At 45.9% G+C, this 16027-nt stretch carries 16 protein-coding genes; 5 read left to right on the top strand and 11 right to left on the bottom strand.

Annotation, left to right across the window (positions count from 1 at the left end):
* Positions 1–164: 164 nt before the first annotated feature.
* Positions 165–635, bottom strand: coding sequence for a hypothetical protein (locus JGK36_RS10305; RefSeq protein WP_293176780.1), 471 nt, complete (start codon positions 633–635; stop codon positions 165–167).
* Positions 636–815: 180 nt separating this feature from the next.
* Here JGK36_RS10305 and JGK36_RS10300 point away from each other — a divergent pair, with 180 nt between their 5' ends.
* Positions 816–1028 carry a helix-turn-helix transcriptional regulator gene (locus tag JGK36_RS10300; RefSeq protein WP_193974409.1) on the top strand — a complete coding sequence of 71 codons (213 nt, stop codon included), beginning with the start codon at positions 816–818 and terminating at the stop codon, positions 1026–1028.
* Positions 1029–1086: 58 nt separating this feature from the next.
* Here the strand turns inward: JGK36_RS10300 and JGK36_RS10295 are convergent, their stop codons facing one another.
* Both JGK36_RS10295 and JGK36_RS10290 read right to left on the bottom strand, forming a co-directional pair.
* On the bottom strand, positions 1087–1305 hold the full coding sequence (locus JGK36_RS10295; RefSeq protein ID WP_293144835.1) for a type II toxin-antitoxin system HicB family antitoxin: 219 nt from the start codon (positions 1303–1305) through the stop codon (positions 1087–1089).
* A 62-nt stretch (positions 1306–1367) separates the two neighbouring features.
* Complete coding sequence (locus tag JGK36_RS10290; protein WP_293176782.1) at positions 1368–1838, bottom strand: hypothetical protein; 471 nt, start codon at positions 1836–1838, stop codon at positions 1368–1370.
* 200 nt (positions 1839–2038) lie between these two features.
* Here JGK36_RS10290 and JGK36_RS10285 point away from each other — a divergent pair, with 200 nt between their 5' ends.
* Positions 2039–2233, top strand: a complete 195-nt coding sequence (locus tag JGK36_RS10285; RefSeq protein WP_236506337.1) for a hypothetical protein — start codon at positions 2039–2041, stop codon at positions 2231–2233.
* Between the two features lie 47 nt (positions 2234–2280).
* Here JGK36_RS10285 and JGK36_RS10280 read toward each other — a convergent pair whose 3' ends face one another.
* From JGK36_RS10280 to psaA, 6 genes are all read right to left on the bottom strand, one after another.
* A complete protein-coding gene (locus JGK36_RS10280; protein ID WP_293176786.1) occupies positions 2281–2817 on the bottom strand; it encodes a hypothetical protein in 537 nt (178 codons plus the stop codon).
* 2 nt (positions 2818–2819) lie between these two features.
* The gene (locus JGK36_RS10275) at positions 2820–4175 is read right to left on the bottom strand and encodes a ParA family protein (RefSeq protein WP_293176787.1); all 1356 of its coding nucleotides are present in this window, start codon (positions 4173–4175) and stop codon (positions 2820–2822) included.
* A gap of 63 nt (positions 4176–4238) precedes the next feature.
* Positions 4239–4445: a hypothetical protein gene (locus tag JGK36_RS10270; protein ID WP_293176789.1), complete on the bottom strand. Its 207-nt coding sequence runs from the start codon at positions 4443–4445 to the stop codon at positions 4239–4241.
* Positions 4446–4845: 400 nt separating this feature from the next.
* Positions 4846–5352, bottom strand: a complete 507-nt coding sequence (locus JGK36_RS10265) for a hypothetical protein (protein WP_293176791.1) — start codon at positions 5350–5352, stop codon at positions 4846–4848.
* A 75-nt stretch (positions 5353–5427) separates the two neighbouring features.
* Positions 5428–7656, bottom strand: a complete 2229-nt coding sequence (gene psaB, locus JGK36_RS10260; protein WP_293176793.1) for a photosystem I core protein PsaB — start codon at positions 7654–7656, stop codon at positions 5428–5430.
* 108 nt (positions 7657–7764) lie between these two features.
* Positions 7765–10059, bottom strand: coding sequence for a photosystem I core protein PsaA (gene psaA, locus JGK36_RS10255; RefSeq protein ID WP_293176795.1), 2295 nt, complete (start codon positions 10057–10059; stop codon positions 7765–7767).
* A gap of 638 nt (positions 10060–10697) precedes the next feature.
* On the opposite strand from psaA, the gene JGK36_RS10250 reads away from it, so the two are divergent.
* The 3 genes from JGK36_RS10250 to JGK36_RS10240 all read left to right on the top strand — a co-directional run bounded on the left by JGK36_RS10250 (position 10698) and on the right by JGK36_RS10240 (position 14913).
* The gene (locus tag JGK36_RS10250) at positions 10698–12395 is read left to right on the top strand and encodes a hypothetical protein (protein WP_293196643.1); all 1698 of its coding nucleotides are present in this window, start codon (positions 10698–10700) and stop codon (positions 12393–12395) included.
* 101 nt (positions 12396–12496) lie between these two features.
* Positions 12497–13465: an arsenosugar biosynthesis arsenite methyltransferase ArsM gene (arsM, locus tag JGK36_RS10245; RefSeq protein ID WP_293196642.1), complete on the top strand. Its 969-nt coding sequence runs from the start codon at positions 12497–12499 to the stop codon at positions 13463–13465.
* A gap of 290 nt (positions 13466–13755) precedes the next feature.
* A complete protein-coding gene (locus tag JGK36_RS10240; RefSeq protein ID WP_293176801.1) occupies positions 13756–14913 on the top strand; it encodes a DNA cytosine methyltransferase in 1158 nt (385 codons plus the stop codon).
* Here the strand turns inward: JGK36_RS10240 and JGK36_RS10235 are convergent.
* Entirely contained in the window at positions 14876–15625 is a 750-nt protein-coding gene (locus tag JGK36_RS10235) for a hypothetical protein (protein WP_293196641.1), read from the bottom strand. The genes JGK36_RS10240 and JGK36_RS10235 overlap by 38 nt on opposite strands.
* Positions 15603–15854 (bottom strand): helix-turn-helix domain-containing protein, encoded by a 252-nt coding sequence (locus JGK36_RS10230; protein WP_293176859.1) that lies wholly within the window; start codon positions 15852–15854, stop codon positions 15603–15605. Before JGK36_RS10230 ends, JGK36_RS10235 begins: the two co-directional genes overlap by 23 nt.
* Positions 15855–16027: the final 173 nt, after the last annotated feature.

Raw genomic sequence — 16027 nt, 5'->3', positions numbered from 1 at the left:
GCCATAGAGTTGGCGTTCAGTCAAGTTACATCATCAAATATTTTTAACTGGTTTACACACTGCTGTTATTGTACCTCATCTTTGTGAGAAAGGCTATATTAATCATCAATACTTGTCCGCCACCATTGACAAACAAATCAAAATTATCAGTATTCGATCGCACTTTAAAATCTTTCCATCAAATCTTTTTCTTGGGAATAAACATCTCGTAGCTGTTGCAGCCCTGAAGCAGAAATCACCGATTTAAGTTTAGCTACCAACATTCCCCACTCCAGCAAGCTGTCAACTGACACAGCCTCTTTGAACTTGTGCGTATAGAATTTAGTCCAAAATCCCGGTGCTAGCTTGCTTTTCCAGCGTTTGTACCATCTGCCAAAATCTTGAGGGGAAGGCGGATTGACTCGTAAGATTGGGGGAAAATCGGCGTAGCTGACAAACCGGCTGATGCCTTTGGCGTGGACATACACCATGTAGCGGCAGCATTCGATCCGGTAAATGTCGTCTGTTGAGATGTTGAACAGCAGTGCTACTGTGTCTTCTGTGACGAATCTCGCCAGCGGATGCAGGATTGGAGATTTGTGAATTATCTTGGATTCTGCGATCGTCCGCGATTTTGCCGGAGTTTCTGATATCATGGCTAGTATACCTCTGGATATGGTTAGTAGACTTCTGGATATGGCAAATGCGCTTTTGATAGAAAGAAATAATCTGTCTAGATTGAGTTTTTAAGACGATCGCCCTTTAGTTTTCGAGGCCGGGGGGCGATCGCTCTTTACATATACAATTATACGACGCAATTGCATCAACTGTCAAGCATGGGTTTAGTCAGGCTAAAAATTCGGGAACTAGCTGCTGAGAAGGGCTGGACGCTTAAGGAAGTATCCGATCGTTCTGGGGTAATTTATAGCACCGTCAGAAGCTATGCTCGTCGTCCTGAAATGGCAATGGTTGACTTTACTTGCCTGCGGAGGTTAGCTCGAACTTTTGATGTGATGATTGAGGATTTGGTCGAGGTTTTGGAGGAATAGGGCGGCTTTTTAGATATCTAATATTCAACGACAGCAGATTTTCGGCTTGGGATTCTACTCAGGCAATTTGAAGAATGCTAGGTTCCGGGATGGGCGAACCTTCTTCCTGCCAAGCTTCTAGATACATTTCGATCACTTCTTCGCCATGTCGGATAGCTGCTTCGCGGGTTTCACCGTGTGTACAGGGCATAATCACGCGATCGGCAAATTCTGGAATCGTCACTAAGAAAAGTTGATCTTCGTCAGACCATTGGACGATCGTACTGTATCGATTCATCGCCATTTATTTTAATTTTTCCTTTCCTCATTCTCGCAGTTCTTCGTCGGTCGATCGCATATTCAAAAATTTTCCCGCCAATATTTTTCGTATACATAAGCATCTCGCAGTTGCTGCAATGCTATTGCTGAAAACAGGGATTTCACTACAGCTACCAAGAGACCCCATGCAAGCTGTTTATCCGCAGTAATAGCGTTTTTGAATTGATGGGTGTAAAACTGTGTCCAAAAATTAGGTGCTTTTTTGCCTTTCCAGCGTTTGTACCATCTGCCAAAGTCTGGAAGTTTCGGCAATTCTACTCCTAAAATTGGTGGAAAATCAGCATAGCTGACAAACCGGCTGATGCCTTTGGCGTGGACGTAGACCATGTAGCGACAGCATTCGATGCGGTAAATCTGGTCTGTTGAGATATTGAACAGCAGTGCAACTGTTTCTTCGGTGACAAATCTTGCCAAGGGGTGAAGGACTGGGGACTTGTGGAGAATTTTTGAGCAGGCGAGGGTGCTTGATTTTAGCTGGAATGCTGCTATCATGATGGATAACTTAGACAGTTGATACCTGTCTAGATAAGTTTTAAAGGCGATCGCCGCTAAGTTGTCAAGACCGGGGGCGATCGCCTTTTTGTATTTTTTACACTATAGCATGATTAACTATGATTAGTCAAACATTATCATACTTAATCTGACTTAGGATGCTAACATCAAGAAAAGTTATTAATAGTTGATTATTCTTCGTGGCAAAAACTAATACGGCGATCGCGGTCAGTTCCGTGATTAAGGAAGTCATTCAAAAACAAGCCCAAGCGACCAGACTCACCCAGAAGGAAGTCGTGTACTTGGGAATGCTGGCAATTGATGCACTCGACAAGGAAAGTCGCCAAGAGTTGGCGGACAAGGTGCATCAGATGCAAGTTAATGGTGAGATTTGAGGGGTTCAGAGCGATCAAACTTCTCAAAACTTCAAGAACTGGCGAGCTTAGCTTTTTGATTGCTTGTATGCTCTTAGCCAATTTAAGCCCCGCTTAGCACCTAGTTTTTTCTGCATATCTTCCAGAGAACTGTAAACACGCCGATCGCGGATCAGCTTTGCGTATCCATCTTTAACTCCAGGGATTGAGGTAAGGTCAGATTTTGGATTGTTAATAAAATCCAAGAAATCTGTAATATCTTGAGGCTCAACAACCCTTTCATTCAACTTTGACTGCAAAAGTGCTTGTTCAATAGCCTTTTCTGCTTCTGGTTGTTTAGCTGCAATTAGAAATACCCAAATTCGCTCAAGCTCTGCTTCAACTGCTGCTTCATAGATTGGTAGCCCAGTTAGCAAGTGGTATTTGTCTTCCTCATCAGTAATACAAACGATTGGCAGGGCCAAGTTAAATTCCCACACCTTTAAGCTTTCGGAAACTTTTTTTAAATCAGACTTTGAAATTCCAGATTTTTCTTGAGAAACCTTTATCTGATTTAAAACAACAAGGCTAGGCTGACTCTCAATACCCGTATAAAATTTGACCATTTCTACATTCCTACTGAACTTTCAATCTGATTTATTCTTGTCATTATCTGTTGGGTTAATGCTGAGAATTGCGTTGCAACTTCGGCTGCTCCTTTATTATGTTCAGCAAACAAAGAGATAGGCTGACGTACTTGAGATGCTTGACCAACAGCAGCAGCTCTCTTTATTTCTTGCAGAATCGTGAGTCCCTGAAATCTTTGCTGTACTGACTGCTTAATTGTAGTATGGATTTTCACATTTTTTTCTGTCATCATTGGTACAATTCCCAGAATTACTCCCCGCTTTCCCATTTCCTCTTGAACTTCTTTAGCTCGGCTAATTGGGGTTCTGATGCCATAGACTGAAAGATATTCCATCTGGGATGGGATAACCACATATTGAGCTGCATAGAGTCCATTGCTAGTGATCGTAGTAGCGCTTGGCGGTGTGTCTATAAGTACATAATCATAATCATTAGCTATACCGGATTGTTGCAAAGCCTTATTTAATCGCTTTTCACGAATACCGATTAAGTTGGCGAGAGCAGAATCTTTGGTTTTATAGCTACTGGGTAAAACATCAATTTTCCCAGAACAGCCTGTTTTACTAAAAACTTTATTAATAGGGGAACTCTTGATATATTCTTTGTACTTAAAACTTGGGGTGTCATAGTCTTTCAAAAACTCTATAACTTCTTTTCTATCCAGAAAAGAATCCAAAACTGTGTCAAATTCTGCTAAGGTAGAAGCTTTGTCAAACTCATCAGCTTTGTTGACCCCCAAGGATAGGCTAGCATGGGCTTGATCGTCTAAGTCAATAACTAAAACTCTGTTACCTAATTTTGCCAGCTCATAGGCAATGTTGACAACCAAAGTAGTTTTACCAACCCCGCCCTTGGATGTATGAATTGCAATTGTACGCATTTTAACTATATCCAAAAAAAATCTAACGAAATTTGCTACTGGTTGAACTTGTTCTGGGTTTTCTATATTGTGCTTACACTTTAGTGTCGCACTCCCTTGTGTATATTCGTAAATCTCAACTGAAAATGGGTCAATCAGTATCCCAAATCTTGTACGAGAGTATTTCAGATATTTTTCTAATTGAATGCGAGCTTCCGCATTAAGTTTGGTTTTAGCCGTCTTAATTTCAACCAGAAAGTTAATATACCTACTCAAATCTTCAACTAAGAAATCAACCTCTTTTTGAGTCGAAACTATCTGACCATTGGTAGTCAGCCTGGGTACTTTAACCTTAAACTCTGGAATCCAGTGAGAATAACTACTCTTGCGAGGCAAACCCGCCATCTCCAGCATTGTCTGAACCAGATGCAGAGACACATAAGCCTCATTATTCCAGTCAGAAGACAGTTGAACCATGTTGAAAACTCAGGCTTTTCTCTATTATTACCCAAAATGAGGTTTAGAGGATCGATCGTACTTTTATTCCTGCTTGACAGACTCAGCCAACCGCTTCGCATTCTCCCGCCGATAAACATTAATCGGACTGTTGCGAATATCAGCTTCAACCATTGCAATTAGTTCATCTAGTGTTTGAGTCCAAGCTTCCAGCATTCGGTTGCTGTCCCGAAGCATAGCAACAGTTTGCTTAACTTTCTCTGGATCGGGGAGTTTGGGTGTTTCACTCATGGCAGGTTAAAATCTCTTTTCGCTTCCTGGATAGTGGCTTAGATCGCATCGGCGTCAGCTTCTGCTTGCTCAATAGTTTGACCTACTGAATTCGGCGTAGCAGAAGAAAATTATCTAAAGATTTGCCATATCTGCTGTGTTGACAACCAAATTACAGCGATCGCTCCCAAGTATAATGTCACAATATCAAAACCTAAAAGGGTTTCCAATTCTTTCAAAGTAATGGCTCGGTATATCAAGCTACAACTTGATATAATCGCTGTTGTAGCCAAAGCTAAATTCATAAAGTCTGCCAACTTGAAAACAATAGGTCTACGGCGAACATATAACGAACTGATACCTAAAACTATGGTCACAAATGTTAAACAAGCCCAGCTAGAGACTAAAATTTGGTTCTGACTCATTTAACATCCCTACTATCTTCTGTCCTATCGGACGATCGAGAATTTCTCCCGTACCACAATCCAAGGGCAGCACCAGCTACAGCACCGGGTACAGCACCAGGTATTCCAACCACCATATTTCCGATTAAAGCACCGCCTGATGCCCCAACAATCATCTGATTTCCAATGGTCTGAATAAGTTTTTGTCTGTTCTCCGTTTTATCATCTGAAATAGTCCCTAATTCTTGACAAATCGCTTTCATTTCGGCTGCAAATTCTGCATCTTCATACATTGCCACTTGTAAATACACAGCAACTTGCTGCAAATCAGATTTTGAACCATGTTCAGCAGCAAATATAGCACTTCCTGCTTTTGGGTTTTCTTTTAACTTATCGGTAATCCTTTGACGCAACCGACTTATTGTAAGGTTTTGGCTTTCGGTGAGTTCACCCACAGCAACTTTAGGATCAGAGGGGAAAGCCCATAAGACGAGGTTAATGACGATTAAATTCAATGATTCCATAAAAATTTTATAAAAAAAATCCCCCGCCCGAAGGCAGGGGATTTAATTTAATTACCTAGAAACCAGAGTTCAGAGTTATCCGAATTTCCCGGCCGTCGAGGCAATTACAAAGGCTGCGTAAGTGAAGACGTTGCCCACAGTAAAGTGAACTAAGCCAACCAAACGACCTTGGACGATCGACAAAGCAACAGGCTTGTCTTTCCAGCGAACCAAGTTGGCCAAAGGAGTGCGCTCGTGAGCCCAAACCAAGGTTTCGATCAACTCTTGCCAGTAACCTCTCCAAGAGATCAGGAACATGAAACCAGTTGCCCAAACTAGGTGTCCGAATAAGAATATCCAGGCCCAGACTGACAGGTTGTTAGTACCATACGGGTTGTAACCGTTGATCAACTGAGAAGAATACAGCCAGAGGTAATCGCGGAACCAGCCCATCAGGTAGGTAGAAGACTCATTGAACTGAGCGACGTTACCTTGCCAGATGCCTAGGTGCTTCCAGTGCCAGTAGAACGTTACCCAAGCTAGGGTGTTCAACATCCAGAAGACAGACAAGTACATCGCGTCCCAAGCAGAGACATCGCAGGTACCGCCACGGCCGGGGCCGTCGCAAGGGAAAGCATAACCGAAGTCTTTTTTGTCCGGCATCAGCTTAGAACCGCGTGCATCCAGAGCGCCCTTGACCAAAATCAAGGTGGTGGTGTGCAAGCCAAGTGCGATCGCATGGTGAACCAAGAAATCGCCAGGTCCGATCGCCAAGAACAGAGAATTTGTACTACTGTTGATTCCTTCCAACCAGCCTGGGAGCCATACGTTGCCGTAGTTTGGCCAAGCAGTCGCCGCAATGCTGTCTGGGTTAGAAAGTAGCACGTCCATGCCGTACAGAGCCTTCCCGTGAGCAGCTTGGATGAACTGTGCGAACACTGGTTCAATCAAGATTTGCTTTTCAGGAGTTCCGAAAGCGACTACAACGTCGTTGTGAACATACAAGCCGAGAGTGTGGAAGCCCAAGAACAGCGACACCCAGCTCAAGTGAGAGATAATCGCTTCTTTGTGCTGCAACACGCGATCGAGCACGTTGCCTTTATTAGCTTCAGGATCGTAGTCCCGCACCAAGAAGATAGCTCCGTGGGCGAAAGCACCGACCATGATGAAACCAGCAATGTACTGGTGGTGCGTGTACAACGCAGCCATTGTCGTATGATCCTGCGCTATGAAAGCGTAAGGAGGCATCGCGTACATATGCTGAGCGACCAAGGAGGTGATTACACCTAAAGCAGCGAGGTGAAATGCCAGTTGGAAGTGCAGCGAGTTGTTGTAGGTTTCGTAAAGGCCTTGGTGAGGCAGGTTGAACTGACCTTCACTCTTACCGCCTACCAAACCAGCTTTTGAATCCAACATCTCTTTGATGCTGTGACCGATACCGAAGTTAGTCCGGTACATATGACCGGCAACGATAAACAGAACTGCGATCGCCAAATGGTGATGAGCAATGTCTGTGAGCCACAGGGATTCTGTTTGAGGGTGGAAGCCGCCCAAGAAAGTCAGAATTGCAGTTCCAGCGCCTTCGGCAGTACCGAATACGTGGCTTGCTGCATCTGGGTTCTCGGCGTATACGCCCCAATTACCAGTGAAGAACGGAGCCAAACCAGCCGGGTGAGGAGGGGTAGACAAGAAGTTTTCCCAACCTACGTGCTGTCCGCGAGATTCGGGGATAGCAACGTGAACCATGTGACCAGTCCAGGCCAAAGAGCTGACACCGAACAAACCAGCCAAGTGGTGGTTGAGGCGAGATTCAGCATTCTTGAACCAAGACAAGCTCGGGCGGTACTTCGGCTGGAGGTGCAACCAACCTGCGAACAGCATGACAGAAGCCAACAGTAGCAAGAAGATAGCTCCTTGATACAAGTCGCCATTTGTCCGAACCCCTTGGGTGTACCACCAGTGGTAAACACCAGAGTAGGAGATGTCCACTGGGTTAGAAGCGCCCGCTTGAGTGAAAGCTTCTACTGCTGGAGCACCGAATTGAGGGTCCCAAATCGCGTGAGCGATCGGGCGGACGTTTAGAGGGTCTTTAATCCACTGTTCAAAGTTACCTTGCCATGCTACGTGGAACAGGCTGCCCGAAGTCCACAAGAAAATGATTGCTAGGTGGCCGAAGTGAGAAGCAAAAATCTTTTGGTAAAGATTTTCTTCGGTCATGCCATCGTGGCTTTCAAAGTCGTGCGCTGTGGCAATCCCGTACCAGATCCGCCGTGTGGTCGGGTCTTGGGCAAGGTCTTGGCTAAATTTTGGAAATTTCGTTGCCATAAGCCTTGATTAATCCTGAATCCTGAACGTTGAAGAGGTTCGGTTCCGAGGTTTGGATTCTGGGTTTGAGATTGCTCCCAAATCCTGAATCCAAAACCTAAAGGTAGTTTACCCTACCGAGATGATTCGCGCTAGGAAAAATGCCCACGTAGTGACAATTCCTCCTAGGAGGTAGTGAGCTACGCCCACAGCCCGACCTTGAGTAATGCTCAGAGCGCGAGGCTGAATGGAAGGAGCTACCTTGAGCTTGTTGTGAGCCCAAACAATGGACTCAATCAGTTCTTGCCAGTAGCCGCGGCCGCTGAACAGGAACATCAAGCTGAAGGCGAACACGAAGTGTCCAGCTAGGAACATCAGACCGTAGGCCGACAGTGCCGAACCGTAGGACTGAATTACTTGAGAAGCTTGCGCCCACAAGAAGTCCCGCAGCCAGCCGTTAATCGTGATCGCACTTTGTGCGAAGTTGCCGCCGGTGATGTGAGAAATTGTGCCGTCTGGCGATACTGTTCCCCACACGTCCGACTGCATTTTCCAGCTAAAGTGGAAAATCACGATCGAGATGCAGTTGTACATCCAGAACAAGCCGAGGAACACGTGATCCCAACCAGAAACTTGGCAGGTACCGCCACGGCCTGGGCCGTCGCAAGGGAACCGGAAGCCTAAGCTGCCTTTGTCAGGAACCAAGCGAGAACTGCGTGCGAACAACACGCCTTTCAAAAGAATCAGAACTGTAACGTGAATGGTGAAAGCGTGGATGTGGTGGATCATGAAATCCGCCGTACCCAACTCGATCGGCATCATCGCTATTTTGCCACCGACTGCTACTGCACCGCCGCCAAAAGCGTGGCTGACGATTTCCATAGCATTAGGCGCTGTGTTACCTGGTGCCAAAGCGTGGATATTTTGTACCCATTGGGCAAATATCGGACGCAATTGGATACCGGTATCTGAGAACAAATCTTGAGGACGACCGAAAGCTCGCATTGTATCGTTGTGAACGTACAAACCGAAGCTGTGGAAGCCTAAGAATATGCAAACCCAGTTAAGGTGAGAGATGATTGCATCTCTATGGCGGAGTACGCGGTCGAGCAAGTTATTAACGTGCTGAGCCGGATTGTAATCCCGCACCATGAAAATTGCTGCGTGAGCTGCTGCTCCAACAATCAGGAATCCGCCAATCCACATGTGGTGGGTGAACAGGGATAGCTGAGTTGGGTAGTCAGTCGCGATGTACGGATACGGAGGCATCGCGTACATATGGTGAGCCACGAGGATGCTGATAGAGCCCATCCAGGCCAAGTTCCACGACAGTTGGGCGTGCCAAGACTGCGTGAAGATTTCGTACATCCCCTTGTGGCCTTCGCCAGTGAAGGGGCCTTTGTGAGCTTCCAAAACTTCTTTGAAGCTGTGGCCAATGCCCCAGTTAGTACGGTAGAAGTGTCCGGCGATGATGAACAACACTGCCAACGCTAAGTGATGGTGTGCTGTATCGCTCAGCCACAAACCGCCTGTGGTGGGGTTCAGACCACCTTTGAAAGTCAGGAAGTCGCTGTAGGCGCCCCAGTTGAGGGTGAAGAAGGGCGTTAAACCTTGAGCAAAGCTGGGGTAGATGTCAGCCATCAAGGCTGAGTTGAAAAGCCACTCGTGTGGCAGTGGGATATCGGCAACTGTTTTAATCAGTTTGCCACCTACTGTCAACGGTGAGCCTGCATCGATCGCGTCCATGCAAGCGTTGATCGGCAGAGCAACGTGAATTTGTTGTCCTGCAAAGCCCAAGCATCCGCAGCCTAGCAAACCTGCCAAGTGGTGGTTCATCATCGATTCTACGTTCTGAAACCATTCCAGTTTCGGAGCGCGGACGTGATAGTGGAACCAACCGGCAAATAGCATCAGGGCTGCCATTACCAAGGCGCCGATCGCAGTGCAATATAGCTGGTATGAGTTAGTGATGCCGTTGGCGCGCCACAGTTGGAACAAACCAGAGGTGATCTGAATCCCGTGAAAGCCGCCGCCTACATCTGCATTTAAAATTTCTTGACCAAAAATCGGCCAAACCACTTGAGCGCTGGGCTTGATGGCTGTAGGATCTGTCAGCCAAGCTTCGTAGTTGGAGAATTTAGCGCCGTGGAAATATGCGCCGCTCAACCATACGAAAATTACTGCCAAGTGGCCGAAGTGAGCGCTAAAGATTTTGCGCGAAACGTCTTCTAAATCACTTGTATGACTGTCGAAGTCGTGAGCGTTAGCGTGGAGGTTCCAAATCCAAGTGGTGGTTTTTGGCCCCTTAGCTAGAGTGCGATCGAAATGACCTGGTTTTGACCACTTCTCGAAGGAAGTTGGAACCGGATCTTTATCGACTACTACTCTAACTTTTACCTCTCGCTCTGGAGGACTAATGGTCATGAAGACTCTCCTCTCGATAAGACAAGGAACGAGAACTGAATACTGTATCTGACACTCCCCACGCTTAATTAGGCGGGGGATTCTCGGTTCCCCGAAACAGCTTGCACTTCGCTCTTTCCAGAGTTACACGCAGGTCGATCGTCTCCCCAAGCATTTTGCTTCTTTGTAAAGAAGCCAGTTCCCCAGTGTCGCTAACAATGTCCCTGGGTACTGCCAACTCTTCTCGCCAGAGCTGCCGATCGCCTCCTTGATTCAGGTTTGATGCGGCTGCTCCTTTTGAGGGAGTTTTATGAATTATAAGCCTGCTAGAGAAGTATTAATCGCTTGTTAACAATACTTAAAAAAGCCTCAATTCTTGATGCAATTACCCCCTTTAATTTCCACAGCCCATCAAAAAAGTCAAGGGGTATTGCCATTAAGTTTACAAAACTCAAAGATAAAGCAATTGAGGAATACTCATTTATAGAGAGATGTTTAAGAAAATGGCTGGGGCAGTTATTAGTGGGATCGGATTGGTTGCCGGCACAGCCTGAATCCGCGACACAGGGGGCCCTGAATTGCCGATCGGCAATTCGGCAATACTAAATTCAGTTTTGGGCTATAGTTCCCTATGAGAAGGCTTCTAGGAGTATAGTTGCGTGATTGGCATCAATTGGCAGAGAACGGTTGCAGGCAGGCTGCTGGCATTGTTTGCAGCAGCAGTATTGATTTTGGGTGTAGCAAGTTGTGGCGCGGGCCATCCCTCCATGCCCAAATCAGGAAACAAGAGCGGCTCAGCTACCGCCGAGGTAAACAGAATCTCAGAGGTTTCTCCCCCAGAAGCCATTCAACAACTGCGTCAGGCTCTAGAAATTTACCAGCCTCAAATAAGTATTTTGAATCCAAAACCTGACGAAGTGCTTCAGGATATAAATGTGTCTGTTAAGTTCCAAGTCAAGGACTTCCCCATTTTCAAAGAAGCAAACTTGGGTTTGGGGCCCCACCTGCAAGTTTTATTAGACAACCAACCTTATGCAGCAGTTTACGACATCAACCAAACTTTAACGCTCTCCAACTTAGAACCCGGAACCCATACCCTGCGGGTGTTCGCAGCTCGACCTTGGGAAGAAAGCTTTAAAAACGAAGGTGCTTTGGCCCAAACCACCTTTCACATTTTTACCAAAACACAGGACAACAATCCCGATCGCACATTGCCCCTACTAACGTACAACAGCCCGCAAGGCAGCTACGGGGCAGAACCAATCCTGCTCGATTTTTACTTGACAAATGCGCCTTTGCACCAAGTGGCTCAAGCAAATTCCCAAGATGACATACTCGATTGGAAAATTCGAGCCACAGTGAACGGGGAAAGTTTCGCGATCGACCAGTTGCAACCTATATATCTTAAAGGATTCAAACCCGGGAAAAACTGGGTGCAGCTAGAATTAATCGACGAACAGGGAAATACCGTCAAAAACGCCTTTAATAATACAGTCAGACTGATAGATTACCAACCCCAGGGGCAAGATACTTTTTCTAAATTAGTGCGGGGCGAGATCACAGTAGCAGAAACTCGCGGTATAGTCGATCGCAGCTACCAAGTACCAACCCCAACCCCGACACCCGAACCGACACCCGAACCGACACCCGAACCAACACCCGAACCGACACCGACACCTGCATTAGAAAAAACACCAGTAGCCGAACCCTCACCAGCGGTTCCAGAAACCCCAGCTACCGAGCCGAGCTTAGAGCCAAAAGTTGCTCCCGTTCAAACAATAGAACCGACACCAACAGCAACCCCCCAACTCGAAGCACCAAAACTTGTAGAACCAGTTCAAGTCATAGAACCGACACCGACACCGACAGCAACCCCACAGCTAGAAACCCCCAAAGTTGTGGAACCAGTTCAAGTCATAGAACCCAAACCCATAGCAACTCCACAGTTAGAAACCCCCAAAGTTGTTGTACCCGTTAAAATAATAGAGCCGAAACCAACACCATCTCCCCAAACACAGAAACAGGAATACAAAGGATACTACAATCGGTTTCGCAACTTTTTGAATCAAGTTACCGAACCTGCCAATCCTTCAGTACCCCCAACCCTGCCAGAAATAACAGACAAAGCTCCTGTACCTAAAGTAGTCGCTCCTGCGATACCAGAAGCATCTCCCAATCTGGTAGCACCAGCGCCCTCGGTTGCCGCTCCCAAAAGCACCGAATTAGCAGTTCCCGAAACAACAGTTTCAGAACCAGAAAACACACCAAAATCAGAACAAAAAGCAGTTCCCGAAACAACAGTTTCAGAACCAGAAAACACACCAAAATCAGAACAAAAAGTCGAATTTGAAACCTAAAAAATATTTCTGAATTCATCTGCGTACCCTTCGGGAAGGCTTCGCCTACATCAGCCTAAATTCGCCTACATCTGCGGTCAAAAAACACAGGAAAATCGAACATGACATATTTAGAAACAGCAGCCCAATTTTATAGCGACGTTGCCGAAACCCCCCAAATCGGACTGTGCTGCGTCCAAAGCAGCCCCTTGCAACTGCCAGGATTAAAAATTCCCGAACAAATGCAAGAAATGAACTACGGCTGCGGCACCACCGTTCACGCCGCCGAACTTGTCGGAAATCCAGTCGTGCTTTATGTCGGCGTCGGCGGCGGATTGGAAGCACTGCAATTTGCTTATTTTTCTAGGCACAATGGATCGGTTATTGCCGTCGATCCGGTTGCAGCAATGCGAGACGCGGCTGCACGCAACTTGCAAATTGCCGCCCACGAAAATGATTGGTTTGACGAGAGTTTTGTGGAAATTATAGAAGGCGATGCTTTTGCGTTGCCGGTACCGGATGCTTCTGTTGATGTTGTCGCACAAAATTGCTTGTTTAATATCTTTGAACCTGCGGATTTAGCTAAGGCATTAAAAGAGACCTATCGGGTGTTGAAGCCAGGGGGCAGGTTGTTGATGAGCGATCCGATCGCAACTCGCGCAATTCCGCAGCATTTGAAAGACGATCAGCGCTTGCGGGCTTTGTGTTTGTCGGGTGCTCTGACATACGCAGAATACGTTCAACACCTTGTAGACGTGGGCTTTGGGCAAGTGGAAGTCCGGGCGCGCCGTCCTTACAGGCTGCTGGACAAACACAATTACAAATTGGATGCGGATCTGTTGTTAGAAAGCCTCGATACAGTGTCCTTTAAAGTGGACATTCCCCCGGATGGCGCTTGCATTTTCACGGGCAAGACGGCGATTTATGCGGGGTCTGAAGAGCTGTTTGATGACGGAGCAGGTCACGTTTTGCAGCGAGGAGTTCCGGCGGCGGTGTGCGATAAAACTGCTGGGAAGTTGGGGGGATTGATGCCGGATCAGGTGTTGATTACTGATTCGACTTGGCATTATAACGGCGGCGGTTGCTGTTAAATTTATTTCGGAATGGGGAGGTAGCGTTCACCGCAGAGATATAGCGGTTATCAAAAAAGTGAGGTATGCCCACGGAGGCCACGGAGGCCACGGAACCCACGGAGGCCTATCCCCATGAGTACCTCATCTTTTTGAGAAAGGCTATAGCTGCCTCTTTCAAATCTTTATGGTGTATGGGTTATTTGGGAAAATAATTGCAGGGAAAAGCAAGCATAAAATTTAGGAGAAGCAAGAGACGCCAATTGCTGAAGTTGGTTGACAAGCAAGTCCTAATACTATAGTATTCGAGTATGACATATAAGACTATTGACTTATTTTCTGGTGCGGGTGGCTTGACTACAGGATTTCACCTAGCTGGTTTTGAATCTTTATGTGCGATCGAGGTGGATGCTAAAGCCCTAGCGACCTATAAGCACAATTACCCAAACACCAAAATTGTTCATCAGGATATACGCGAGGTCAATCCTTTGGATTTGCGATTATGTTTGGGTTTGCAGAGGGAGGAACTAACAGTGTTGATAGGTGGCCCCCCATGCCAAGGATTTTCAAGAAATATTCCTGCTGACTATCGATATCTTAGCGACTCTCGCAATCAGTTATATCGGACATTTTTAGAATTCGTACAAGAATTTAGACCCATTTACGTTGTTATGGAGAACGTACCTGAAATCTTGAAAGCTTACGGTGGTGTAGTTAAGAATGAAATTATACAACAACTTGAATTGCAAGGTTATAAAGTAACTTATGGATCGCTAAACTCCGCGCATTATGGAGTACCGCAGACCAGATCAAGGGCTTTTTTCGTGGCTAGTTTAGATAAACCACTTCAATTTCCTGAACCTACACACGCTGGCGAGATTAGAAGCGATTACAGAGCTACGAAATCTTGTTACCAACTGAGTCTCCTAAAATCAAACATTTCTTCAGTCGTCACAGTTAGAGATGCGATTGGAGATTTGCCGTCATTGAATGCAGGAGAGGAATATAATGCTGAAGTTTATCCTTTGCCACCCCAAACTGCGTACCAAGCAATGATACGTAATGGAAGTACGAAACTTTTCAATCACGTTGCTCGTGCTTTGAGTCCCATTCAAATGTCAAGAGCGCGTCTTCTTAGTGAAGGGCAAGATGCTAGAGACTTGCCACCTGAATTAGCCCCTAAAAAGCACTATAGCGGTGCATATGGAAGGCTTTACTGGGATAAACCAGCAAGAACTATCACAAGGTGGGTTTTCCATCCAGGATCTGGCAGGTTTTTTCATCCAACCCAAAATCGGACAATTACAATCCGTGAAGCTGCAAGATTGCACTCTTACCCAGATAACTTTCACTTTCTGGGAACGTACACTGATATGGCTTCTCAAATTGGAGAATCAGTACCCCCACTTCTAGGCAAAGTAATAGCTGCATCTATTCTCGAAGTTCACCGTCAAAAGACTGTGTACTGAGTTGATCTTGCAAAGCTGAGAGCACAGTCTGCACATATCGATCAAGTGTAAGACGAGTTCGCTCAACCCTGATGTGAACGGCTTCTGGAGAGATGGTTCTAGCTCTGAAAAGTTGCTTTTGATTCTTGTACCAAACTAACTCTGGCTTACCTGCAATACTGCCTTGTAGCCCTGCTCCTGATTTTCCAGTAACTCTATCAACTGTCCAAGCCCAAGAAAAAGCATTTGGGTCAAGTGGATTAAGAGAGAATTCACAGTAAATATATTCATATCCTCTAATGGTTTTCAGCAATATGCCTTCATAGCTATTGATAATGCTCTGTGCTGCCTGACTCGATATAATTTTCTCGTTCCAATGCTGAACAATAGCTGCTCCTAGTTCAGCAGGTGAGGATTGTTCAGTCAAACCAGGAAAACCAAGTTGGGTAGCCTTTTTGATAACATCTGCTCTCTGAATGACAAACCAAAATGTATTGACAACCGTAAGACTATTCAGTTGAAGAGACTTGAGTGACCAACCAGTTGCAGTCGTGGTGTCAACAGCATCATAGAGGAGTTTGCTACGTCCTAATGCTGGATCTGATAAAGGAATATCCTTGACATAATGAAAAATTGCTTCCCAAGTATAATCCTCTATCGAGCCGATAACTGGAGATGCAATGGTAGTAATAATGGCTTGCCTCAATCTTTCAATTTCGTTTTCTGTCAGCACTCAAGAGTTCCTCTACGGCTCGTAAAAATTCACCCATTGTTATGTCCAGAGCATTTGTAATGTGACTAAGAACCCTCACAGATGGACTTTTCAGCCCTCGCTCAAGCTGGCTGATATAGGTTCTGTGCAGACCTGTGACTTCTGCCAGATATTCCTGTGACCAACGTTTCTCTATGCGACGACGTTGTATTTCTAGTCCTAAAGTTTGGTCTAGTTGGCTAGGTTGCATAGAGAAAGATAGTAAGGTTTTGAATACCAAAGTTCTACAGACTAAAGTATTCAATGCTGCAATATGAACACTGAACTCTCCCCCCTCCTATGCCACAGCCATCTTGCCTATGCCGAAAAGCCCAGATTTAACCAGCTTTTCCCCATCCTCCCAAACTTCTCGCTAAATTAAAG

Origin of the sequence: Microcoleus sp. PH2017_35_SFW_U_B (genome assembly GCF_020737865.1) — a bacterium.
Lineage (GTDB): Bacteria > Cyanobacteriota > Cyanobacteriia > Cyanobacteriales > Microcoleaceae > Microcoleus.
Note: the sequence above shows the minus strand (reverse complement) of the source record. Positions and strands in the feature narration are given on the sequence as shown.